This window comes from Pseudarthrobacter sp. Y6 (assembly GCF_050156205.1).
Classification (GTDB): Bacteria; Actinomycetota; Actinomycetes; order Actinomycetales; family Micrococcaceae; genus Arthrobacter.
This window is the reverse complement of the sequence record NZ_CP189574.1, coordinates 1167150-1190751: the sequence shown is the minus strand read 5'-3', so window position 1 is coordinate 1190751 and position 23602 is coordinate 1167150. Positions and strand designations below refer to the sequence as shown.

Annotated in this window: 14 protein-coding genes and 1 pseudogene; 9 read left to right on the top strand and 6 right to left on the bottom strand. The window is 64.3% G+C overall.

All coding sequences use genetic code 11. The annotated features are described in order from the left end of the window. Positions 1–6 precede the first annotated feature (6 nt). The 7 genes from ACQCSW_RS05760 (at position 7) to ACQCSW_RS05730 (ending at position 15256) form a co-directional block, all read left to right on the top strand. Positions 7–1578, top strand: coding sequence for a TY-Chap domain-containing protein (locus tag ACQCSW_RS05760; protein WP_426989892.1), 1572 nt, complete (start codon positions 7–9; stop codon positions 1576–1578). Further along, positions 1575–3074: a TY-Chap domain-containing protein gene (locus ACQCSW_RS05755; RefSeq protein WP_426989891.1), complete on the top strand. Its 1500-nt coding sequence runs from the start codon at positions 1575–1577 to the stop codon at positions 3072–3074. Before ACQCSW_RS05760 ends, ACQCSW_RS05755 begins: the two co-directional genes overlap by 4 nt. 206 nt (positions 3075–3280) lie before the next feature. Continuing rightward, complete coding sequence (locus ACQCSW_RS05750; RefSeq protein ID WP_426989890.1) at positions 3281–4969, top strand: hypothetical protein; 1689 nt, start codon at positions 3281–3283, stop codon at positions 4967–4969. 138 nt (positions 4970–5107) lie between these two features. Continuing rightward, entirely contained in the window at positions 5108–6793 is a 1686-nt protein-coding gene (locus ACQCSW_RS05745; RefSeq protein WP_426989889.1) for an NERD domain-containing protein, read from the top strand. A gap of 80 nt (positions 6794–6873) precedes the next feature. Continuing rightward, positions 6874–9453 (top strand): sigma-70 family RNA polymerase sigma factor, encoded by a 2580-nt coding sequence (locus ACQCSW_RS05740; protein WP_426989887.1) that lies wholly within the window; start codon positions 6874–6876, stop codon positions 9451–9453. Then, entirely contained in the window at positions 9450–12083 is a 2634-nt protein-coding gene (locus ACQCSW_RS05735) for a PD-(D/E)XK nuclease family protein (protein WP_426989885.1), read from the top strand. The genes ACQCSW_RS05740 and ACQCSW_RS05735 overlap by 4 nt, the downstream gene beginning before the upstream one ends. A 2-nt stretch (positions 12084–12085) precedes the next feature. Then, entirely contained in the window at positions 12086–15256 is a 3171-nt protein-coding gene (locus ACQCSW_RS05730; protein WP_426990628.1) for a UvrD-helicase domain-containing protein, read from the top strand. 16 nt (positions 15257–15272) lie between these two features. On the opposite strand, the gene ACQCSW_RS05725 is transcribed toward ACQCSW_RS05730, so the two are convergent. The 4 genes from ACQCSW_RS05725 to hisC form a co-directional block, all read right to left on the bottom strand. After that, positions 15273–15515 (bottom strand): hypothetical protein, encoded by a 243-nt coding sequence (locus ACQCSW_RS05725; RefSeq protein WP_426989884.1) that lies wholly within the window; start codon positions 15513–15515, stop codon positions 15273–15275. Between the two features lie 88 nt (positions 15516–15603). Then, entirely contained in the window at positions 15604–15957 is a 354-nt protein-coding gene (locus ACQCSW_RS05720; protein ID WP_426989883.1) for a type II toxin-antitoxin system HicB family antitoxin, read from the bottom strand. A 504-nt stretch (positions 15958–16461) separates the two neighbouring features. Continuing rightward, positions 16462–17874 (bottom strand): amino acid permease, encoded by a 1413-nt coding sequence (locus ACQCSW_RS05715; RefSeq protein ID WP_426989882.1) that lies wholly within the window; start codon positions 17872–17874, stop codon positions 16462–16464. Positions 17875–17927: 53 nt separating this feature from the next. Then, entirely contained in the window at positions 17928–19025 is a 1098-nt protein-coding gene (gene hisC / locus ACQCSW_RS05710; RefSeq protein WP_426989881.1) for a histidinol-phosphate transaminase, read from the bottom strand. A gap of 93 nt (positions 19026–19118) precedes the next feature. On the opposite strand from hisC, the gene ACQCSW_RS05705 reads away from it, so the two are divergent. After that, positions 19119–19622 carry an Lrp/AsnC family transcriptional regulator gene (locus tag ACQCSW_RS05705; RefSeq protein WP_426989880.1) on the top strand — a complete coding sequence of 168 codons (504 nt, stop codon included), beginning with the start codon at positions 19119–19121 and terminating at the stop codon, positions 19620–19622. A gap of 120 nt (positions 19623–19742) precedes the next feature. Further along, entirely contained in the window at positions 19743–21401 is a 1659-nt protein-coding gene (locus tag ACQCSW_RS05700; RefSeq protein ID WP_426989879.1) for a thiamine pyrophosphate-binding protein, read from the top strand. 60 nt (positions 21402–21461) lie between these two features. Here the strand turns inward: ACQCSW_RS05700 and ACQCSW_RS05695 are convergent, their stop codons facing one another. Both ACQCSW_RS05695 and ACQCSW_RS05690 read right to left on the bottom strand, forming a co-directional pair. Continuing rightward, positions 21462–22823 (bottom strand): MFS transporter, encoded by a 1362-nt coding sequence (locus ACQCSW_RS05695; protein ID WP_354249452.1) that lies wholly within the window; start codon positions 22821–22823, stop codon positions 21462–21464. Positions 22824–22975: 152 nt separating this feature from the next. Further along, positions 22976–23524, bottom strand: a pseudogene (locus ACQCSW_RS05690) (ornithine decarboxylase); the annotation flags it as partial. Between the last annotated feature and the right edge of the window lie 78 nt (positions 23525–23602).

Sequence of the window (23602 nt, the reverse complement as noted above, 5' to 3'; positions counted from 1 at the left end):
GCGACTATGGGGGAAACAGAGGACGGGCCTGTCGCCGATATCTGGGCGTTCCTGGACATGCCTGATGAGTCGGCGGCGGCGAAGCAGGCTGCTTACCGGAACGGTGATCCGCTACGGGCCATGGCCGCTACGCACGGCTCCGACATTTCCGCCCTGTGCACGGCGATGGCAGCCATCCTCGACCAGTCTGACGAGCTGGAGCGATTCCGGTCGGTCCGGCGGCGAAGTGTGGCCGCCGCCGTCGTGCTCCGGGCAGAAGAACAATTGGTCGATCGGTTGTCTGCCTCAGGCATTGCCCGAACGGACATCCCCACCATCCTGACGGCCCTCGGCTCCCAGATCGACGCCGAGATGGCAATCGAATTGCTGGGCATTCCCAGCGGGCCATTGGACATACCCGCCGAACCGCGCCGCCTCGCGGACAAGCTGAGCCTGCTCTTCGTGGCGGGAACGCACCACGGGATCGAACGCGACCACCAGCTTGCGCTCGGTAAAATGTCGCTCGACGCTGTGGCGGAGCTCAGGGAGCTGCTTCACCCGGACGTGCCGTACCGACGCCTTGCGGATATCCTGGCGGTCATAGAGCCCACCGCCCGTGCCATCCGAACGAGAAGGATCACCACCCTCGCCTTTGGCGCCTATGAGGACACCGCCCGGAGGATCAGTCGCGAACTGGGCATGATCACTAGAGACCAGGCCGATCCATGGCCCGTTCCCGCGCGCATCCTGCGCCGCCGCTACGGCCGGGGTTTTTGGGAAGACGCCCTGACCACCGTAGGCCTGGCTCTGCCCGCGGCCGAATCACGCTTTGGCCGGGACGACTATTTCCAGGCCCTCGATGACTTCAGCGAGGAATGCCTCGGCGCCGACTATCCATTGGACATCGGCACCTACGATCGCTGGGTCGTTGCCGACTCTGCCATGGGCGCCGACCGGCCGTCGGCCATCGAGATGATCCGCCACTACGGAACCTGGGAAGCAGCCGTAGAAACTGTTCTCCCGTCAGATAAACAGGAAGAAACGAAGCCCGTCCATGTGGAGCCCCAGTACATTGACTACGACTCCGGCTGGGGCACGTTGGAAGAGCTTAATGCATGGGAAGCTGAACAATACGAGGAATGGCGGGCTGTCGGTAAAGCTCTCGACCAATTGATTGAAGCCATGCCTACCGGTTCCTTCTTGCACATTCAGTACGGCGACACCGGTGCTGGAATAGCCGCACCGTACGCCCGGGCGACGCTTGGCTCCAACGGGGTGACATGCGAAATCGTCTCCCATGTGGGATATTCCCCCCATGGTTGGTGTCTCAGCACGAATTGGCTCTCCGATCACGGTTGGACGGCTCCCGGCCCGGGAAACACCAACTGGCTCAAGGCAGGCGTGCCTCGAACGGAAGCCGCTGACAAAATCCTCATTCCACTGCAATTCGGCCGCGTCCCATTGGAAGCCACTGAACTGAGGTGGAGCGTCGGCCGCGTTCCTGATGGTCCGGGTCCGTCCCGCGGAGTCACCCTGAACGATGCTCTTCGGGGAGTGGTCCAGACCCTGCAAAATGCTGAGTTGGGAATCTCATCATGACGACTCAACGTTTCGGTCCGTTACCTGCCACAGATGGACAGGCGTTGATTGCGCAGGTTGTCAATGGCTTCCTGGCCGGGGATCCCGTCTGGTCCATTGCCGATGCTGCGAACATGAGCAGCTGGGAGGTGATGGGTGTCCTCAGCAGCCGAATCGCAGAACGGGGAGAGGATCAGCGATCCAAAGCTCTCCAGAACCGGTGCTCTCTGACTGCCGAAGTCCTTTACCAAAATGACGAGCGTATCTGGCAACTGTTGGATGCCGGAATAGAAGGCAAAGATATTCCCAAGGTCTTGGCCGCTCTCGGCGCCTCCATTGACCTCGAAATCGCAGTGGAACTGCTCTGCAGCCCGGAGACATTCAAGGACATACATGTCGCCACCGAAGTGGTCGTTCTTCCACGCCCCACCGACAGGTTCAGTTTGCTATATGTCGTCGGGCGGCACCGCGGTGTTGAGCCCGATTACAAGTTTGCCCTCGGAAAGGTCCCGCTGCCCGGCATCGACGAGCTCCGTCGTAGTCTGGTTCTCCATTCTGCTGAACCTCAGATAGCCGAGATTATTGCAACCGTGGAAACCACAGCCCAGGCGATCAAAATCGGGGATGTAACCGGAATTTCCTATTCGGCCTATACCGATACGGCCACGGCATTGGCCCACGACCCGGGCAACGCTGGATTGACGGGGTGGCTCGTTCCGGCATCGGGCCTTCGCGACGGCTTGGGCGGAGGATTCTGGTCAGATGCGCTGGAGGCCGTGGGCCTGACGCTCCCATCCACCCCGGCCCGATTCAACCGGGCCGATTATCAGGAGGCGTCCAAAGCATTCTTGACTGCGTACAGCCATTTCGGATCCCCGAAAGACGTCGCGAGCTTTGACAGCTGGGTCATTGCCGAAACGGCCGCCGGACGCGATCGCCCCTCGCTTATCGCAATTCGCCGGCATTTCGGAGCGTGGGAGTCGGTGATCGGGGCGGTCATGCCGCCGGAAGTTGAAGATGAGTTCCCCGGAATGGTCCGCCACCTCAGGGAAGAGAACGCCGTCGAAGAACGCTGGGCGCGGGCAGGTGAACTGGTCAGTGAAGTGCTGGCCAATATGCCATGGAACTCATTCGTGAGCATCGACTACGGCGACGAAGCTGACGGGCCGCGGCGGCCCTACGCCCAGGCAAACCCGAGCGCGGACGGCGTTTGGTGCGAGATCGTATCGGAGGCGTTCCTTCCCGCAGTCGAGTGGCCAATCGATACCAACTACCTCGTGGGAAACGGCTGGTCCGCGCCAGACGAGGAAGTCCCGAACTGGCACAAGCAGGGTGTCCCGCCTTTCGAGGCCGGGCACCAGCTACTCGAGGCTCTGAAGCATGGCAGGCTCTGCCGTGATCCGCAGAAGGTCCGCTGGCACAGTGGAGATTTTCCCGGAGGCCCAGGGCCAGATGGCGGCGTTATCTTGGACTTTGAGCCCGGCGGAGTGGTCCGGAATCTGCGCCGCGCGAGTTGACGAGCGAAAGGGAACCACGAGCATTAGGAATCCCCGCTGACTCCATAATGTCGTTCCCTGCACTTACCTTGAATTAAGCCGACATCAACCGGGAGGAATGCGAGGAGGATATGCCAAAGCGTCATCGCAACCGCCAGTCTTCTGAGCCCACGCCTGCTCCCGAACAGTTAAGTGCCGTCCCTCCCACGCGTCCCAGTCTGGATCCGGTGCCACAGGATTTGGCTGCCCTTCTGCTGGACAGCTCCCGCCTGCGTCCGGTGGTTGTGATCTCCCGGTTCTCCGATGAGGAATCTCCCCGGCTGAACAGCGAAAGCATCGCGTTGGAACTGAAGGGGATTGCCGACGTCGTGGTTATCATGAACGGGCCAGCGACCTACGAACTTGAGGGCCTCCTCCCCATTGACACCCACATTTTCGGCAGCGCCGCCAGGGTTTATCCACCCGGCATGAAATGGACCCAGGATCCGTACAGCAGCCCTCTTCGGCTTGTGCGGAGCCGGGCAGACATCGGGCCTGTCACCGCGAAAATTATCAGCGATGCCGAGGACCTCGCATTTTCAGGCGGCTGGAAAACAGCCAGTGCGGCCAGCAAAGGAAGCTCCGCTGAGACCGGACTGGTCAAGAGCATTGCCCGCGACGGTTCCCGGGCTGTCGTGGAGCTCAGCAGCGGGTTGCAAGTATTCCTGCCCGAGGAGTCCACCGGGCTCGGCGTCCCGCTGCATTGGATCCTGTGCGAGGGCATGACCGTTTCGGGTAATTTCGACACCGGCAAACGGATTTTTTCGATCGCCGCCATTGAGCCACCTGCCCCGGGCGAAGGCCGCGCTGACGGCGATTTGGTGCCTGCGCTTGTCCGGTCAGTGGGGACAGACTCGGCAGATCTGGCCTTGGTTCCCGGACACTCCCACACGGAGACTCTCAACAGCATCTCCTCCAATGAGCTGGATTCAGTTGCGGACCTCCTGACGGAGGGTGAAGTTGTCACAGTCAGGCTCCATCGAAGCAGCGGTCGGATAAGGCTGTCGATGATCGACGTCGACGACTCCGAACCCGTTTTAAGCGCCCCTGAGCTCGTTCCGGGAGGAGGGCCCTGGCTGGTTCCCGGCCGCGATCTTCTGCAGAAGGCCTCCGAAGCCCCGCAGGCCCGGCTGATCCCGCCGGCCGACGGGGCGCAGGGCCCGAGTTCGGTTTCTAGGGCCACAGCACTGAAATCCGTGGAACTCGCGCTGGCTGCCGAAAGGGCCAGACGGCAGCAGCTCGAGCTGGAGCTCACCGGGCTGAGGTCGACGAACCATCAGCACCTGATGCACGCCGCTGAGCTGGATGCGGACGTCATGCTGGGCCGTCAGCAGGCCGCCGAGCTTTCCGGTCTGCAGCAGGAAGCCGATCGTCTTCGCCGTCACCTGGCCGCCGCAAACAAGCAGCTCTCCGACTTGAGGAAGAAGTTGCGAGGTGTCCGCAAGGAGGAGGCAACCCCGGAACGTGCCTTCCTGGACATGGAAGAGAACTTTCGCTTCCTGCTCAACCACACATGGGCCTTGCAGATACCGGCTTCCGAAAAGCGCCGGTTGACGCTGGGCCAATACCGGATAGGAGAAGACTTCCTGGGGAGCCTGCAGGAGCAGCCCCCGGAGAAGCAGAAGAAGGCCTTCAAGGCCATCGTTGACCTCCTCGTAAATGATCCAGCGAAGCTCAGCGCCCGAGAAGCTCACCAGTTGCGCACTAATATGTCTGGAGGATCCGACCCCGTCAGCCGCAAGAACGGCCAGGACTTCTGTTGGAGACTCTCCATCGAACAGAACGTCCCGGCGGCCCGGCGCCTCCACTATTGGAAGTGCGCTGACGGCGTCATCGAACTATCCATAGTGACAGTCCACGACGAAACACAAGCCTAGACAAACCTGGCGAGCCGTCATGCCCCTGCAGCTCCGGTCTGCCCGTAAGGGATCGCCTCGGCTACGGTGAGCAGGCTGCGCCGGGCTAACGTGGGAACAGCGAAAACCGGACAGCCGGTTCATGAGTTGGGGGCCATAATGAAGTGCATACCGGAGGAACCGGAGTTCGGCGAGGGTCAGCTGGCGGAAAAGACCGTCTGGACCGCCCTGAAGAACACCCTCCCTGACGAGTGCGTCCTGGCCCACTCCGTCCAAATCCGCGACGGCCGTAGCGAGTGCGAGATCGACCTGCTGGTCCTCTGGCCCGGCGTGGGCATGGCCGCCATCGAGGTCAAAGGCGGGCACGTCAGCATCGCCGACGGGCAGTGGTACCAATCCGACCGGAACACCAGGCGCAAGATCCAGAGCCCGGTAGCCCAGTCCCAAGGCTCGCTGCATTCGCTCAAGAACTGGCTCGAAAACGAGCTCGGTTCCCGCGTGAGCAGCCGCAGCGTCTACATGGTCAGCCTGCCCTACACCGACGTGCCGCGCGACTGGGCCATGGCCGGCTGTCCGCGCACGCTCTTCCTCGACCAGGCCGACAGCAAGTCGCCCGCCGAGCTCGTCCGCCGGGCGATAGAAAACGAAGGAGGCGGCGCCTCCCCACTTGCCACGGCTTTCGTAGACCGCATCGTCCGCAAGCTCAGCGGAAACCTGGATCCCGCCGTCGTACCTTCCACCACATTCCAAGAGGATGAAGACGCGCAGGACCACCTCACCGAGCGCCAATCCGTGCTGCTCCAGGCAACCCGCTCACTCCCCCGGATCCGCTTTACGGGCGGCGCGGGAAGCGGGAAGACCTGGCTCGCCGTCGAAAAAGCCAAGCTGCTCAGCAAACAGGGCAAGCGGGTGGGCCTTTTCTGCTACAACAAGGGCCTCGGGCAGTACCTGCAGGACCGCGTGTCTCGTTGGCGCCAGGCCAGGCCCGTGTTCACCGGCGAGTTCCACGAATACGTGCGTGGACTGGGGGTTCCGGACGGCTCCGGCCAGGACTACTTCGATGTGGAAATGCCCCGCCGGCTCAAGGAACTGGCAGCAACGATGGACCCCGCTGACCGACTGGATGCTGTCGTGGTCGACGAGGCCCAGGACTTCGCCCCGCTCTGGTGGGACGCGCTGCTCGCCTGCACCAAGGATCCCGCCACCAGTGAGGTGTACGCCTTCATGGACGACCGGCAGGATGTCTACCGCAGGTGGGGAGGCGCGACGGCGGACCTTGCCACCGGGCCCACGGCCACCTTCGTGCCCATCCACATCGATGACAACCTCCGGAACACCCGCAAGATCGCCGAAACGCTCAAACCCTTCGCCGGGGACCACTTCACGCCGCGAGGCAGCACGGGCCTCCCCGTAAGACGGGTGGAATGCTCGGCCGAGGACGCGCTGGGCGTCGCCGACGAATGCGTCGACGCGCTCATCGGCGAGGGCTGGGCCAACAACCAGATCGCACTCCTGACCACCAAAGAGCGGCACCCCGTCCACCTCGACTTCTTCGAGCGCGGCGCCACCGAAGACTACTGGCACGAATTCCACGCCGGCTGGGGCGAATTTTACGGCCACGTACTGGGCTTCAAGGGGCTGGAACGGTCCGTAGTGGTGCTGTGTGTGAACGGCTTCAAGGACATGGAGCGGGCAGCCGAGCAGCTCTACGTAGGGCTGTCCCGGGCCAGAAGCCTGCTCGTAGTGGTCGGTGATTCCGGGTTGCTGGAGGAATCAGGCGGACGGGAGCTGAGGTCTGTGTTGGGGCGTGCGCAGGCGTGGAAGCCGGTGCCTCAGGACGGCTAGGAACGGCCGCCCGCTTCATTGTCAGACCCACCGCATAACCTTCAGTCACTAGATTCGTAACCGTCCAATGGGGGATGAAAATGCCAGAACTGGTCGACGTCGGTCCGCACCCGGTTGCAACGCTTCCGCGGGTGCCCGCACCGGTTCCGCCCGCGGCGGTTCCTGCTTCCTACGACTACGCCTTCCTGTACGGCTGGCAGCAGGAAGCCTTGAAGGCCTGGCACTCCAACGGCCGTCGCGGCGTCGTAGAGGCCGTCACCGGTTCCGGTAAGACCCGCGTTGGCATAGCTGCCGCTTTCGAGGCAGTCCGGCAGGGCATCAAAGTCCTCATCTTGGTACCAACTGCCGAGCTCCAGCGCCAGTGGCTGGCCTCGCTGCGGCGGGACCTGCCTACTGCCCGGCGCGGCGCTCTTGGAGACGGCCGGTCCGATTCCCTCGATTACGTTGACATCCTCGTGGCCATCGTTCATTCGGCCTCTAACCGCGAGACGTTGCGTACCCACAAGGCCGGACTGATCATCGCCGATGAGTGCCACCGCTACGCCGCCCCTATGTTCGCCGGCGCCCTCCAGGAAGGGTACGCCTGGCGCCTCGGCCTGACAGCGACGTACGAAAGGTCCGACGGAGAGCACGAGAACCTTCTGACGCCTTACTTCGGCGGCGTCATCTACAAGCTCTGGTACGACCGCGCACTGAACGACGAGGTCATTGCGCCGTTCGACATCGGCCTTGTGGGCGTTGACCTCACTCCGTCTGAACAGGTCAACTACGACGAATTTTCCAGCGTCATGTCCGAGGCCGCGCGCAATCTGGAGTCCTATGCAGGAATCCTGCGGCGGCCGTTCCATCAGTTCATCGCGGCTGTGGCCGCGCTGGCGGCGTCGGACTCGCCCAGCAGGGAGGCGACGGTGGCCCGAAAGTACATGCGTGCCATGGCTTCCCGGCTCACTCTGCTGGCCGAGGCAAAGACGAAGTATCACGCCCTCGCGGCTCTGAAGGAAACGGTTGACCAGTCGCACGGCACCTTGGTCTTCACGCAGACCCAGGAGTCGGCGCGGCGGGCCCAACAGCTGTACACCGCGATGGGGTCTAAGGCTTCGGCGCTGTTCAGCGGAATGGCAAGGGAGGACCGGCGGCAGGGCATGGACGACTTCCGCAGCGGCGTCAGCCAGATCCTGGCCGCGCCCCGCCTATTGGACGAAGGCATCGACGTTCCGGAAGCGGACCTCGGGATCATCGTCGCTGCCAACCGTAGCCAGCGCCAAATGGTGCAGCGGCTCGGCCGTGTGATCCGGAAAAAGGCCGACGGGCGGGTGGGCCGCCTCGTTGTCCTCTATTCCAACGGCACCGTCGAGGACCCGGATGTTCAGGGCGAGGAATTCCTCGGGCAGGTGCTGCCCTTCGCGCGAAACGTTGAGTTCTTCGACATCAAGACGGACCTCGACCGTCTGCAGGACTTCCTGCGTCAGCCTGAGCCTGAGGAACCTACCGTTCCGGAACCCCGGTTGATTGACCCCGTCATTGAACCTCCCGTGGATGATCCGGCCCCCGTGGGCTTCGACCTCGAAGATCCGGAGTGGCCGGAGGAACTTGCCGGCGTGGAAGGATTCAGCGACGACGCAGTCTCCGATTACCTCCGCCGGGCGGGGCGCGCTGAGTTGCTGAGTGCTGAGCAGGAAGTGGAGCTCGCCCAGGAGATCGAGGCCGGACTATTCGCCTCGCACCTCCTGGCGGACGGTACTTCCCGCGGACGCAAGGAGGTGCGGGAGCTCCGAGCGATTGCCCTGCTGGGCGAGCGCGCCGCTGGCACCTTGCTGGAATCAAACCTCCGGCTGGTCGTGTCCATCGCCAAGAAGTACACCAATCAGGGCATGGATTTCCTGGATGTGATCCAGGAGGGCAATATGGGCCTTCACCGAGCAGTCTGCAAGTTCGACTACACGTTGGGATTCAAGTTTTCCACCTATGCGACGTGGTGGATCCGGCAGGCAGTCACGCGTGCTTTGGCGGACCAAGCTCGGACTATCCGGCTCCCAGTCCACATGGTGGAGCAGATCCACAAAGTACTGTCTGTCCAGCGAGAGGCCGCGAAGAACGGTCTTGTGTACAGCCTCGAAGAGCTTGGAAGGCTCACGGACAACTCTGCCGAAAAAGTCGAGCAACTCCTTTCCCTGGACAGACCCGTGTGTTCACTGGACTACCTGGTTCCGGACGGCAGGGGCGGTTTGGAGACACTCGGTGAGCAATTGGTGGACCCAACCGACATCGATGTTGTCGAGTACATAGCCAGCGAACAGCTGACGGCGCGAATCCACATGATGCTCGACGGGTTCACGGAGCGCGAGGCCGCCGTCATCGCAATGCGCTTTGGACTCACTGACGGTGAGAACAAGACACTGGACGAAATCGGCAGGGTGTATGGCGTGACACGGGAACGCATCCGGCAGATCGAAAGAAAGACGATGGACAAGCTCAAGGAGGACTCTGTCTCCGGTGTCCTCAGGAGCTTCTACTTCACAAATTATGACCCGGACGCCAAAAAGCGATCGGTTCAGGCCATAATTTCTGGATCTGAAGCCGCAGACAGTGAGACAGAGTTGCCGGACGCTGTCGCAAGCGTGATAGAACCGAGCATCAGTCAAAGCATGGGGGAAAAATGAAGATCGAGTTTGGGTGGCATCTGGACCGGGCACCATGGGCGTACACCCGTCCGGGGCTCAACCGGATCAGGGTGGGCCGGAAGAACTTCACCGCCCTGCTGCAGACACGACTGGGCATCACCCGCCCGGATACCGGCCATGCCGAACGTGTCAGTCAGTACTTGGAGCGTCTTCAAACCATCGATACCCCCGATGCGTGGTTCCATGAGTCCTTCCAGGTTGACCCGTGGTCCACCGCCCAGGAATTGCTCGCCGCCCGGGATGACGCCGTCTCTAATGGCTGGGGCGGTCTACTCCCCGCCCAGGGGCCAGGCTCAGAAGCGCCGTCCCCATTGCTACAGACACTCTCGGCAGCGGAAGATGCGCCCGGACGGCTCTCGCCATCGCTGGCCGATGACATCGCAGAGCTGTTGACTGCCCTTGACTCGCCGCTGCCGCTTGGCATCGACGAGCTCATCCTTCAGCACCCGGAGCATAGTTTTCCGCAAGTTTGGCAGGTAATTATCGGGAAGCTCCGCGCACGCGGCGTCCATATCAACGAAGCCTACTCAGCCGCCACGCAACCCACGCTTACCATCCTGACAGCTGAAACAGAATGGGACGCTGCTGAAGCAGCCGCCAGGTGGCTGGCTTCGGGCGACAACGCCAGCACCGCCGTCGTTTGTTCCGACAGCAGCGCACTTCTGGACAGCTACCTCTCCGGCCACGGCCTGCCTACGCTCGGCGTCGGTGCGCCTTCGGTGTGGCGGCCGCGGGACCAGCTGATTCCGCTGTTTTTCGAAGTCATCTGGTCACCGGTGAACGTGCATCTCCTGGCCGAACTGCTCAGCCTTCCCGGTTCACCGGTCCGCCGGGGCGCCGCGCGGCACCTTCTGGGCGCGCTCAAGGCGGAGCCCGGAATCGGAGGAGACGCCTGGATTGCGGCAATCGCCGACATTGAAGGCGACGAACACCTCGGCCCGGACGTTGCACGCATGTTGGACGACGTCTTCAACACGGGCCTCCTCATTGAAGAAAGTGATGTCAACGGCATCCAGCTGGCCGAAAGGGCGGACTGGCTGGCAGCCCGGCTGCATGCCCGCGCAGCCATCGACGAAACCGCCAAGGCCACGGCGTCGCATCTGCAGCGGATCCTTGCCCTGATTAAGCCCCTACCTCGTGTGTCCCGTAGGGACCTGCGCCGGATCATCGCCGCCGTGATCACTCCCTCCTCAGGGTCCTTAGTCTCAGCGGAAGCCTCACCGTGGCTGCGGCTCGGCCATCTGGCCGAGCTGACCGATGAAGCCGACCAGGTTCTCTGGTGGGGATTCCAGGGCGCCAGCGCGCAGCACAACCGCCGTTGGGACGCCCACGACGTTGCTGCCCTCGCCCATGCGGGTGTGCTGCTGCCGGCACCCGAGGAACTGAGCGCTCTCGAGGTCACCCAGACGCTCGCCGCTTCAACCCGGACAAGAAACCTCGTTCTCGTCCAGATCCAGCAGCGCAATGGAGAACGCGTGGCGGGAAACCCCCTCTTGGAGGCACTCGTGGACGCCCAGCCGAGCGGGCAGGCGGTGTCCGTGGCGGCCCGACTGGCCGCTATGACTGTTGGGCCCGAACAGCTGACCGACGACGTGGGCCGCTGGTCATTGGCAGGCCGTCAGGCACAGCTAGCCCCTGTTCCCCAGCAACGGCCCACGGCACCAGTTCCCCTCCACGAGGTAGCTCCGAACCCCGCGCTCGTTCCGAAACGCATCTCCTACTCCCAGCTGTCCACGCTGCTCGGCTGTTCATTCGCCTGGGCGCTCAAACACAAGGCTCACCTCAGGGTGCCCGACGCCGCCGGAGTGCCCGCCGGCAACCAGATGCTTGGCATCCTTGCCCACAAGGTCGTCGAGGTCCTGCACGGCGAACTCCAGCCGCTGCACCGCTCGGTTCCGGAAGCAGCCGAGGTGAGCGCCGTCGTCGGACGTCTCCTGCCCCAGCTGGCATCGGAGCTGCTCCTGCCCGGCCAGCTGCACCGGCTTGCCGGTGTCCGCGCCACCATCGAAGCCACTGTCATGACGTTCTTCCAGCAATTACAGCGCGGCGGGGTGGTGCTGCAGGAGATGGAGAAGGAGTTCAGCAAAGACCTGACTCTCACAGTGGGCGGATCTCAGCTCACCGTTTCCGTAGCGGGCCGCGCCGACGCGGTGGGCATCGATGCCCAAGGCCGGACCGCCGTCGTCGACCTCAAGTGGAGCAACACCGAGAAGTATCTCCGCGAAGACGTCCAGCGGGGTGAAGCACTCCAGCTTGCGCTGTACCAATGGGCTCTCAACGACACGGACGTGCCGCCAGACTTTCCGGCCGCATATTTCCTTCTCAAACAGGGAACATTCGCGTCCGCCCATCCGGAGTTCGGCGCTGCCCTGCAACCCGTGCAGGACACGCCGGAGCTGTGGCGCCGCCCCGTGCGTGCCGTGGAATTCACCGTTGAGGAAGTACTCGCCGGACGGATCACTGCCACGCAGCCAGCCGAGAACGCGCTGGCCGAAGGTGAGCCCACCGCTGCCGCTCTGGCGGCTGAGAACGAGCGGCTGCACAGGAAACCGAACTGTCGGTACTGCGATTTTGGAACTCTGTGTGGACTCAAAGGGGACTACTCGTGAACATGTTGGACAACGTCACCATGGTCTCGGCCAGCGCCGGCACCGGGAAGACCTACACCCTGACGGGCAAGATCGTGGATCAAATCGCGGCAGGCCTGCCTGCTGGGGCCATCATGGCCACCACTTTCACCAAGAAGGCGGCGGCCGAGCTGCGCGAGCGCATCGCCGCCAGGCTCCTGGAACAGGCTGAGGTGACGGACGACGCCGATGCTGCCACTGCCCTTCGGCTCGCCTCCCAGCAGCTCCCGGCGAGCCTCATCGGGACCGTGAACAGTGTCTGCGGGCAGTTGCTCCAGGAACATGCGATTGACGCGGGGCTGTCCCCTGCCCTTCAGGTGATCGGGGAGGAACAGCTTGCCAGCATCTTCAACCTCGCTACCGATGAAATCCTGGCCGAGCATGCTCCGGCAATTCTCCCCATCGCACACCGTATGGGCACGGACGACGCCGGCGCACGGGATGCTAAAACCTGGCAGGAAATGGTCCGGGCCGTTGTAGACGCCGCCCGGACCAACCTGCTGGATGCGGAGGAGCTTGCCGCCTGCGCGGAGCGGTCCTGGATTGGATTCCGCGAGCTTCTCGACGCGCCCGGCACTGACGACCGGGCGAGCTGGCTGAGGGACCTGCGCGCTGGCGTGCCCGACCTTGAAGCCACCACGCGGGACGGCAAGACGCCGGCCGGGAAAGCTGTGACCGTCACTACCGCCGCCTTTATGGAAAACGTTCCAAAGATCCTGCACAAGGTAGCGTCGATGGGCGACATCGAAAGCATCACTTGGGAGGAGTGGCGCGGCGTCGTCGGATCCGCGGCTCCCGCGGCCGTCAAAGCACTCTTCGCTTCCGCGATGGATGCTATCAAGGAAGGGCTGCTCTCCAACCCTGCTTTCCACTACGACCTTGAACAGTACATCCGTCGCATCTTTGCGTGCGCCGCGGATTGCGTCGATGCCTACTCAGAATTCAAGCGGCTCCATGGCCTGATGGATTTTGTGGACCAGGAGACTCTGGTCCTGCAGCTGGCGCGCGACAACGAGGCGTTCCGGCGGTCGTTCCCCGGGCGTGTCCGTTTCCTTGTTGTCGACGAGTTCCAGGACACCAGCCCCCTCCAGCTGGAACTCTTCCTGCAGCTCAGCCAACTCGTGGAGGACGCCGTCTGGGTGGGTGACCCCAAGCAAGCCATCTACGAGTTCCGGGGCACAGACCCGAAGCTCATGGAAGCCGTGGTTGCCCAGGTCAGCCGCCGGGAGCAGCTATCCGAAACCTGGCGCTCCCACCAAGCCGTGGTGGATCTGAGCAACGCCGTGTTCGAGCCGGTGTTCGAGCGGCACGGCATGCCACCTGAAACTGTCCATCTGGAGCTCCCCGGCGCACACGCGGATTGGTCCCCGGGCACGCTTGAGGCCTGGACCCGGCGCCAGTCCAATGACGCCGAACGGCTCAAAGCAACGGCTGCTGGCGTAGCGTCCCTGCTGGGACGGCGGACGGAGCTGCGGGCCGGTGATGTGGCCATCCTGGCCAGGTCCAACGCGGATGTGGAATCCCTTTCCGCGGCACTTGACGCGTTGGGAATCCGTGCCAGCCGCAACCCCCGTAAGCTGTCTGACGCGCGGGAGGTGCAGCTCGCGCGGGCAGGCATGGCCTTCATCGCTGACGGCTATGACACGGTGGCGTTGACCGAGCTCGTGGCGCTGCATCCCGGCCACTCGGCCCACGCAACATGGCAGCAGCAGCTCCTCGAAGCCCCGGATGCCGCCGTCGTATTCCAGTCGTGGAATGCCGACCCGTTGGTGACCGCACTCGATGGCCTCCGTGAACGCGCGGCCCTGGCTACCCCCACCGAGGTCTTCGAGGCCGTGACCGGTGTACTTGGCCTGCCCCGGCTCATCGCCAGCTGGTCTTCGCCGGCCACGCGGTTCAGGAATCTCGACGCCGCCCGGGGTGCGATCCACACTTATTACGAGCGTTGCCTGGCGCTCCGCTCACCCGCGACCCTGCGCGGCTTCCTCGTATTCTTCGGCAGAGAGGAACAGCAATCGGCTGAGAATGCCGGGGACGACGTCGTCAACGTCCTCACGTACCACAAGGCCAAAGGGCTCGAATGGCCCGTAGTGGTTATGGAGGGGCTGGACAAGGACCTGAGGCTCGCTGCGTTCGGGGCTGCATTGGAGCAGGAGGGGAGCTTCGACCTGGCACAGCCGCTGGCTGGCCGGTGGATCCGTTTCTGGCCGAGCCCCTTCCCTTACGGCGGTTCCCCGCTGGACGCGAAGGGCAAGAACAGTGAGGTGGCGGAGCGGGCACAGGAACGCGACCGCCGCAACATGTCACGGCTCATGTACGTTGGCATGACCCGGGCAGTGGAGACCACTGTGCTGACCGCAAAGAACAGCGGGCCGGAGCTGCTGAATGATTTGGGTGTTGGGGCACTGGTGTCGTGGTCGAAAGACGAGGAGGACAGCACCGAGGGTGTCATCCAGATAGCCGATGGTGAAGGCTTCCACGCGATTGTGGAAGAACTCGAGCCTTTGGATGCCGTCAAGACAGCTGCGGAGTGGACTCCGAGGTTTGCTGACGCACTATCTGTCCCCTCTGGTGTTGCGGCGTTGCCAGCCCGTTTCGCGGCATCGTCCTTGGACTCCTCCGGACACGATGCCGCCGTCACTGCTGTGGCCGAGCTCGGTTCACGGCTTGCCGAGCAGGGTTCCGAAGACTGGGGGGCGGTGGGCAGCGCAGTCCATGCCTATCTGGGAACGCAGTTCTCGGTACTCAGTCCGACCGAACGGCAGGATCTGGCCGAGCGGATCGTTGCACGGTGGGAGGTACAGGGAACCGTTGATCCCTCATTGCTGATCACATCCGGGGACAGGTTCGAGGCCTATCTGGACAGTGAGTTCGCGCAATGGGTTCGGCACCGGGAAGCCGCCATCGGCTGGAGGCCCGACCATCAGGTCATGGAAGGCTGGATCGATCTGTTACTGGAAGGTCCCGACGGATACGTCCTCGTGGACCACAAGACGTACCCGGGAAATGATCCCGCGGGTCATGTTCGCGAGAAGTACCTGGGCCAAATGGCGGCGTACCGGAATGCGGTTCTCGCCGCGACGGGCAAACCGGTTTTGCGGACGCTGATCCATTTCCCTGCTCTCGGCTGCGTCTACGAGGTCAGCGAGGTCTAGGAACGCCGGTGCCGGCCTACCACCAACGGTGCCGGCACTCGGCATTCTGGCATGCCCACTTCGGCACGCCCGTTTCAACCTTGCCAGTAGCCGGGTAAATCCTGAGTTCCTCCATCATGACGCAGCCGGCAAACTCCGCTTTCGGATACTGCTCCCGGGCGTCGGGCATGATCATGCCGTACATGATGCGCCAGGCTTCATGCCCGCACACGAGACATTTCCTCGTGGCGGTTCTCGTTGTCTTGCAGTCTTTGGTCATGCAAGCAACCTAGCCCTGGCCACGGACATTCCAGGCAGTTACAAAAGTTCTTAGCGCTATGCGTTTTTTTGTAACCCGTGAACCTTGCTTATGCCGTCAACCGCTCAGTTGCGTACTTGTTCAGGGGCACCCCGTGATTGGCAGCCTCAATCGCTAGCTTCCGGTGAAGCTCTGGGGGTACTCGAAGGTTGAGCCTGCCACTAAAGGTTTGGCTTGCAATTGGCTGAGGCACTGGCTCGCCTGACCGGGTAAGTTCGTCGATAACGTCGGACACCAGGCGTTCAATGCCCCGGAGCGCCTCGAACTGGTCCTCATCCAACCAGGAGAGGGACGGGAACTCGAGAACCGTTGCCACAAATTCTTGGTCCTCCGGCGACCACTGGACCGAGTAACGGTACTGCGCCACCGGGGACGGCGCGGCAGCTGCTTTACGGGTTGACATCTACTTCTCCTTGCTCCGATCGATAGCAGCAATGGCTTGCTTCACCTGGTACGGTTTGGCCCTGCCATTCTTGTTCTGCAGATTGATCCTGGGATCCCCCGCCCAGGGCATTTTGAAGATTGCGTTGTGGCTTCCAGAACCTGACCTCGGTTCGCCAAAGTAATGAGTACAGAGTTTGAGCATGTCACTGTAGGAGACGTTCTCAGGTGAGTTTCTAGCTTGCTTCTCGATCTTGTCGATGCTCGCCACATGCACTATGGTGCCACTTTTGGCACCAATTCTCAAGATGTACCTGCCCCTAAAAGCGCCCCTGCCAGAACTTCGGGAACGATTCACGGACCCGGGCTCAGAGCAGGCGCCGCCGTCGGGGCATGACCTGGCAAGCTCCGGCAACCACAGCCCGGCAAACATCAGCCAGCCCGGCACATGACAAAGGGCACGCCCGGCAAGTCCGGACGCGCCCTCTGTTCACACGAACCCACGAAGGCGTTCACAGCGCCTGATTCAGTCGATGAGCACCGGGTCCTTGGCGGGCTCCGAGGATTCGACAATGGGCGCTACCTTGCCGGAACGGTGGTGGAGCCAGTTCGCCACCGCCAGCAGCGCTACGAGTGCGAAAGTGCTCAGGAGCTGGGGCCGGGAATCCTCGCCGATGAAGCCCACCGTGAAGATCGCCACGAGGATGACCAGACCAAACACCGTGAGCCACGGGAATCCGGGCATCCGCAGTGGAAGCTCCGTTCCCTCCCGGTCGGCGCGGAGGCGCAGCGCGAGCTGGGCGAGGAGCGCGGACGTCCACACCAACAGGCACGTCGAACCCACGATGTTGAGCAGGACGGGAAGGACCTTCTCGGGGAAGGCCAGCTCCAGCACCACCGTCACAACGCCGAAGGCGACGCTGGCCAGGACTGCGACCACCGGGACACGCGCCTTGGACACCGAGGCAAGCAGGCGTGGCGCTTCACCCCGCTCCGCGAGGGAGTACGCCATCCGTGAGGCACCGTAGAGGTTGGCGTTAAGGGCGGAGAGCAGTGCTGCGACCGCAACCAAGGTGATGGCGGTGGCCGCGCCGGGCATGCCGGCGGCGTCCAGCACGGCGGCGAACGGGCTCTTCAGCCCCGCCGAACCCACGGGAACCACTGCGGCGATCACGAAAATGGCGCCGATGTAGAAGATGAGGATGCGCCACAGCACCGTCCGGACTGCCTTCTTCACACTGCGTGCCGGCTCTGCGGTTTCAGCTGCCGCCACGGAAACGATCTCGGTGCCGCCGAACGCGAACGCCACCACGAAGAGTGCCGTGGCAATACCGGCGAAACCGCTGGGTGCAAAGCCGGCACCGGTGAAGTTGGACAGGCCCGGCGACTGGACGCCCGGCAGCCAGCCGAAGAGCAAGGCAGCGCCCACCAGGAGGAACCCGACGATTGCAACCACCTTGAGCAGGGCGAACCAGAACTCGAACTCGCCGAAGTTCTTCACACTGGTGAGGTTCACGGCGGTAAGCACCACGATGAACACGAAGGCCATCAGCCACACCGGCAGGGCAGGGAAGATGGTGGCGAGCAGGCCTGCCGCACCCAGCGCTTCCGCCGCGATGACCACCACGAGCTGCAGCCACCACAGCCAGCCCACAGTGGCACCCGCCACCGGCCCGTAGGCCTTGGCGGTGTAGACGGAGAAGGCGCCGCTGTCCGGGTCGGCGGCGGCCATCTCGCCGAGGGCCCACATCACCAGGATGATGAGGGTGCCGGCCACGAGGTAGGAGATCAGCACCGCCGGGCCGGCAGCCTGGATGCCCGCTCCGGAGCCGATGAAGAGGCCTGCGCCGATGGCGCTTCCGAGACCCATCATGGTGAGCTGGCGTGGTTTGAGGGCGGCGCCGAGTGGGCGGGCAGACGTCATTGTCTGTTGTTCCATGGGGATTCCTCTGGTTGTAGGTGGAACGGATTGGGTTTGAGGTCAGTCGGTTCTTAGGCTGCGTGGGTTTCCAGGAGCCGGAGCACGCGGTCGTTGGAGGCGGGGTCGGCCACGGTGATCCGCACGCCGTCCCCCTGGTACGCCCGGACCAGGATGCCCGCTCGGTCGAACGCGTCCACCAGCCTCGCCAGGAGGCTCTCATCGGCGCGGATCCACAGGAAATTGCCCTGGCTCGGCTGCAGCTTCCAGCCCCGGGCTTCCAACTGAGCAGCCATCCGTGCGCGCTTCTGCCTGACGGCCGCCACCCGCGCTTCCATCTCCTCCCCCGCGTCCAGCGATGCGATGGCCGCCTTCTGGGCCAGCGCGCTCACCGCGAAGGGAAGGGCGGTCCGGCGCAGTCCCTCCGCGATGGCCGGCGCCGCCACGGCGTATCCCACGCGCAGGCCGGCGAGTCCGTAGGCCTTGGAGAAGGTGCGCAGGATGCAGACGTTCGGGTACCGGCGGTAGAGCGCCAGGGAGTCGGGGCCGCTGCCTGCTTCGGCATATTCCACATAGGCCTCGTCGATCACCACCAGGATGTCGGAGCGGACGGACTGCAGGAAGGCTTCGATGTGTGCGTGGCTGATCGGGACGCCGGTGGGATTGTTGGGGGTGCAGAGCAGGATGACCTTGGTGCGCGCAGTGACGGCCGCGGCCATGGCGTCGAGGTCGTGGCCTTCAGCGTCGTCCAGCGGGATGCGGACCGGCCGGGCGCCTGCCAGCTCAATCAGGATGGGGTAGGCCTCGAAGGAGCGCCACGCGAAGATCACCTCATCCCCGGCGTCGCACAGTCCGGTGATGATCTGCTGGAGGACCCCCACGCTGCCGGGCCCCACCGCGATCTCCCCGGCGGTGACGCCCAAGTGCCGGGCGAGCCGTTCGCGGAGTTCGACGGCGGCCATGTCCGGGTAGCGGTTCATCCTGCCGGCCGCTTCGGCCACCGCAGCGGTGGCAGCGGGCAGTGGATCGTAGTGGCTTTCGTTGCTGGCAAGGGCGGCGATGTCCGTTCCGGCGCTGCGCCGGCCCGGGACGTAGGACGGAAGTCCGGCCACAGCGCCACGAAGGGTGGGGATCGCGGTGTCCGGTGCGGTCAGGAGCTGATCACGGGTCATAAGGACCGATCATGATTGTGACCCGCCCCACAATGCAAGATACCCTCAACCCATTGGGACTTCTGCTCAACTTCTAGTAACTCTGGTGAAAATATGACCATCCCGAACCCGCGCACCCTGGACTCCCTCGACGGCAGGATCATCCTGGCCCTCGACAAGGATCCGGAAGCCAGCGCCCTGGCACTCTCCCGCACGCTCGGCGTCGCACGCAACACGGTCCACGCCCGGCTGGCACGTCTCGAACGCAGCGGCGCCCTCCGCTCCTTCAGCCGGAGGCTGGACCCCGCCGCGCTGGGCTATGACCTCATGGCCTTCCTCTCACTGTCCATCAGCCAGACCCGGACAGGTGCCGTGGAAGACGGGCTCGCCGCGATCCCGGAGGTCATCGAGGTGCACGCCACCACCGGGGACGCGGACCTCATGGCCAAGGTGGTGGCCCGCAGTACGGCCGATCTTTACCGCATCACCAACGAGATCCTGGAAATCGAGGGGATCCAGCGGACCAGCACGGCCATTTCCGTGCTGGAACTCATGCCGCCCCGCTACGACGGCCTCCTGGCGCGGCTCTCCGAGCAGGAATCCCGCCCTTCCAACTAACTACGAGTGATGCACACCACAAGTGGGCAAATTTTCACTTCTACGGGCAGTCCCCTGCCAAATATCCCAACCAAACTCGGCTCTCTTGCCTATCCGTGAACTACGCCACAAGATTCCTGCATGACTACTCTTACCGTCTCCGGCCGTGTGGCGCAGGTTCTCAGCAGCTATGTCAGCGATGTCTTCGGCGTCATGGGCAACGGAAATGTCTACTTCCTGGACGCCGCGGAGAAGCAGGGCCTGCGCTTCTCCCCCGTTCGGCATGAAGGCGCGGCCATCGCCGCGGCCGACGCCTACTACCGGGCCTCGGGACGCCTCGCGGCGGGCACCACCACCTACGGCCCCGGCTACACCAACGCGCTCACCGCCCTCGCCGAGGCCGTGCAGGCGCAAATCCCCGCCGTGCTGGTCACCGGGGACGCGCCGAGCAGCGGCGCCCGCCCGCAGGACGTGGACCAGGCGGCCATCGCGGCCGGCCTCGGCGCGGCGACCTTCACCGTCACCCGCGACGCCGCGGGCGCCATCACCCAGCAGGCGGTGGAATACGCACTCACCAGGCGGACCGCCGTCGTCCTCGCCATTCCCTACGACCTCGCGGCGCTCGAGGCTGCGGAAGAAGAGCTTCCGGCGCCGCTCGCACCGAAGGTGACGGACGACGTCGACGGCGGCCTTGGGCAGGCAGCCCGCCTGCTCGCCGGGGCGAAGCGGCCGCTGATCCTGGCCGGCCGGGGTGCGCATCTCGCCGGAGCCGGTCCGGAGCTCCGGGAGCTCGCCGACCGCCTGGGCGCGCTGACGGCCGGAACCGCCCTGGCGCTCAACCTCCTCCCGGGCGACGGGTACCTCGGCGTCGCTGGCGGCTTCGGCACGGACACCGCGGCCGGGCTCATGGGCGAGGCCGATGTGGTCCTGGTGGCCGGGGCGAGCCTGAGCCCCTTCACCATGCGGTTCGGGCACCTGCTCGGCCCGGACAGCACGGTCATCCAGATCGACACCGCCCTGCAGCCAACGAATCCCCGGGTTGATCTGTTCGTCAGTGCGGACGCGAAGTCCGCCGCGGCGCGCCTCCTCCGGATGCTGGATGGTGAGGCTGCGGCTGAGGCCTGGCGCGCGGAAGCCCGCAAGCGCCTGGCCGAAGGACCAGCACACCACCCAGGCTCCACGGAAACCCCGGACGGCCGGCTGGACCCGCGCTCCCTTGCCACCGCACTGGATGCCGTGCTGCCGGAGCGCCGCACCGTGGTCCAGGACGGAGGGCACTTCGTCGGCTGGGCACCCATGTACTGGCACATCCCCCGGCCGCAGGACCTGGTCATGGTGGGGACCGCGTACCAGGCCATCGGGCTGGGCCTTGCCAGCGCCGTTGGGGCAGCCCGCTCCTTGGAGGACGGCCGCACCCTGGTGCTGGCCTCGGGCGACGGCGGCTTCCTGATGGGCCTGTCCGACCTCGAATCACTCATAGCTGCGGCGGCCAGCGCCATCGTGGTGATCTACAACGACGCCGCCTACGGAGCGGAAATCCACCAGTACGGCTCCCAGGGCCTGACCGAAAAGCCCATGCTGATCCCTGAGGTGAACTTCAGCGGCATCGCCCGCGCGCTCGGTGCCGAGTCGGCGATCATCCGCTCGCTTGCCGACCTTTCGGCGCTCCAGGACTGGATCGATGCCGGCGCCAAGGGAACCTTCGTGGCCGACTGCCGGATCACGTCCAGCGTCCGGGCACCGTGGATGAGCGAGTGGATGAGGGCCTCGCAGGCCGCGAAGGCAGCGGTGGCTGGCTGATTACGCCAGGCTGGTAGTTAGGCCATACTGCTTAGAGACGCTCAGACGAGCCCACCCCGCCTACAAACCCTTCCGCTTCCACGCCGCCGCCAACCCCAGCACCACGGCGCCCAGCCCCAGCATCACTAGAACCATCAGCCCCCAGTTCGACTGGTTCACGCCTGGCCCGTACAGCACACCGATCAGCACCGTCGCTGTGATGGCCCCAAGGTAGCGGCAGGTCTGGAAGATACCAGCCGCCACTCCCCTCTCCTCCGGCCGGGCGGACACGTACAGGCCCTGGTTCGAAGCCGTGCTCACCACTCCGTAAGGGACACCCATCAACGCGGTCAGCACAAACACCAAGGGTGGCCACAGGGACAACGTCAACGCCCCCAGCCCGCCCGAGGCAACCAGCAGGATCAGCGCACCGGCGATCAACACCGAGCGCACGCCGAACCGCTCAATCAGCCGTACCGTCACCGGCGTGACCACCACGGACATCGCCGCCAGGGGCAGCATCAGCAGGCCCACCAGCCCGGCGTCGTAATGTCCCGCCTCCTGCAGCAGCTGCGGCAGGCCGAAGAACGCAAAATAGTAGACGCCGCTGAAGACGACGAACACCAGATACACCAGCAGCAGCGGCCGGTTCCGGCCGAGCAGCCGCAGGTCCAGGAACGGCGGACGGAAGCGCAGCTCCCGCCACGCGAACAGCGCGGCAATGAAGGTCGCCGCGCCCAGGAGCCACCAGCGGTATCCCGGCATCACGTTCAGCAGCGCCATCATCGCGAGCATCAGCGAGGCGACGAAGGCCAGGATGCCGGGGATGTCGGAGTCACGGATCAGGGTTGCGAGCTTCCCGGTTTCGCGTCCGGCATCGGCCGGCGCCGCGCGATGCACCACAATCAGCGCCAGCAGCGCGAGCGGCAGGTTGACGGCGAACAGCGCCTGCCAGCCCAGCAGGCTCACCAACAAACCGCCGACGACGGGTCCCACCGCGGCCGCCGACGTGTTCGCCATCTGGATCCGGCCCAGCGGGCGGGTGGACGGCAGCTTCGCCAGCCGGCTCAGTTCGGTGACCATCACGACGGCGGACGGGTACGCCGTCGCGGTCCCCACGGCCATGAGCGCGCGGGCCACGCAGACCAGCGCGAAGTTGGGCGCGAACGGCGCCAGCGCGCACGTCACCGCCACCAGGGCCATCCCGAACGTGAACAGGCGCCGCGGCCCGAAGCGGTCCGCGAGCCTGCCCATCAGCGGCTGTCCGGCCGCAGACGCGAGGTAGAACGAGGTGATCACCCAGGTGACGGTGGCGACGTCGAGCGCGAAATCCTCCCGCAGGACCACCAGCGCGACGGCGATCATGGACGAGTTCAGCGGGTTCAGGGAGGTGCCGAGGCTGAGCGCAGCGATCGCGAGGCCTGGACGGGGTTTGTTCGTCACGCCCCTAAGTCTGGTGCATGGCTGCTTTGGGTCACGAACCTATTCCGGGGCGTTACTTCAGTCCCCAGTAAGTCCTGGCTTTGCTATTCATGGACAGGCTCTCCTGGATGAAAATCTTGCCTCCTTCAATCGCCCCAACCGGCACATCCATGCCGTCGTCCGATGTCGAGGGAGGCGAGGATCTGGTAGTTCGGCGACGTTGAGGTATGTGTCATGTACGCCTCATGGAATGCTTCCTCGTTCAGGTTTCCGTACTCCTGGTCAAAGACGTGGATCATCGATCCCTGCCGGAGCGCTGTAAGGGTCTTGTGCGCCGATTATGTGACATAGACGCGCAGGCGCGCGACGGCAGGATCCGGGAGCAGTCGCGTTTACAGCCAAAGCTCATCGTCGAGCGGCTCGCCGGTGTGGGGATCATGGAGACTGCGGGCCTGGGCTGCTTGGCGTTCGGCAGAGCCGGGATCAGCGAAGTCCGCCTCGAGTTTGCGCGCAGCGGCCATTGCGGTGCGGCGGCGGTAGACCGGGTGGAATCCGGCGAACGCAAACCAGGCCTCGTCCCAGAGGAAGACAAGGTCCGGTTTGATGGCGAGGCATTCGGCCATCACGCGTTCGACGTCGTAGACGATGCCATCGAACGTGCAGTTCGTGAGGGTGATCATCTTGACCTGGTCGAGGCGTCCGTCCCACCGGTAGCCGAGGAGCGGGAAGTCAACCGGCGGCCGCGTCCTACCGGGCACTCCACGGATAGCGGTCACGCTCCGCTTCCCGTCCAGCCGCAG

Excerpts from the sequence above, each read along its gene's own strand:
- ACQCSW_RS05715 (WP_426989882.1), bottom strand. The coding sequence starts at position 17,874 with ATGGAACAACAGACAATGACGTCTGCCCGCCCACTCGGCGCCGCCCTC.
- ACQCSW_RS05730 (WP_426990628.1), top strand. The coding sequence starts at position 12,086 with ATGTTGGACAACGTCACCATGGTCTCGGCCAGCGCCGGCACCGGGAAG.
- ACQCSW_RS05745 (WP_426989889.1), top strand. The coding sequence starts at position 5,108 with ATGAAGTGCATACCGGAGGAACCGGAGTTCGGCGAGGGTCAGCTGGCG.
- ACQCSW_RS05720 (WP_426989883.1), bottom strand. The coding sequence starts at position 15,957 with ATGTCAACCCGTAAAGCAGCTGCCGCGCCGTCCCCGGTGGCGCAGTAC.
- ACQCSW_RS05725 (WP_426989884.1), bottom strand. The coding sequence starts at position 15,515 with ATGACCAAAGACTGCAAGACAACGAGAACCGCCACGAGGAAATGTCTC.
- ACQCSW_RS05705 (WP_426989880.1), top strand. The coding sequence starts at position 19,119 with ATGACCATCCCGAACCCGCGCACCCTGGACTCCCTCGACGGCAGGATC.
- ACQCSW_RS05760 (WP_426989892.1), top strand. The coding sequence starts at position 7 with ATGGGGGAAACAGAGGACGGGCCTGTCGCCGATATCTGGGCGTTCCTG.
- ACQCSW_RS05755 (WP_426989891.1), top strand. The coding sequence starts at position 1,575 with ATGACGACTCAACGTTTCGGTCCGTTACCTGCCACAGATGGACAGGCG.
- ACQCSW_RS05735 (WP_426989885.1), top strand. The coding sequence starts at position 9,450 with ATGAAGATCGAGTTTGGGTGGCATCTGGACCGGGCACCATGGGCGTAC.
- hisC (WP_426989881.1), bottom strand. The coding sequence starts at position 19,025 with ATGACCCGTGATCAGCTCCTGACCGCACCGGACACCGCGATCCCCACC.
- ACQCSW_RS05700 (WP_426989879.1), top strand. The coding sequence starts at position 19,743 with ATGACTACTCTTACCGTCTCCGGCCGTGTGGCGCAGGTTCTCAGCAGC.
- ACQCSW_RS05740 (WP_426989887.1), top strand. The coding sequence starts at position 6,874 with ATGCCAGAACTGGTCGACGTCGGTCCGCACCCGGTTGCAACGCTTCCG.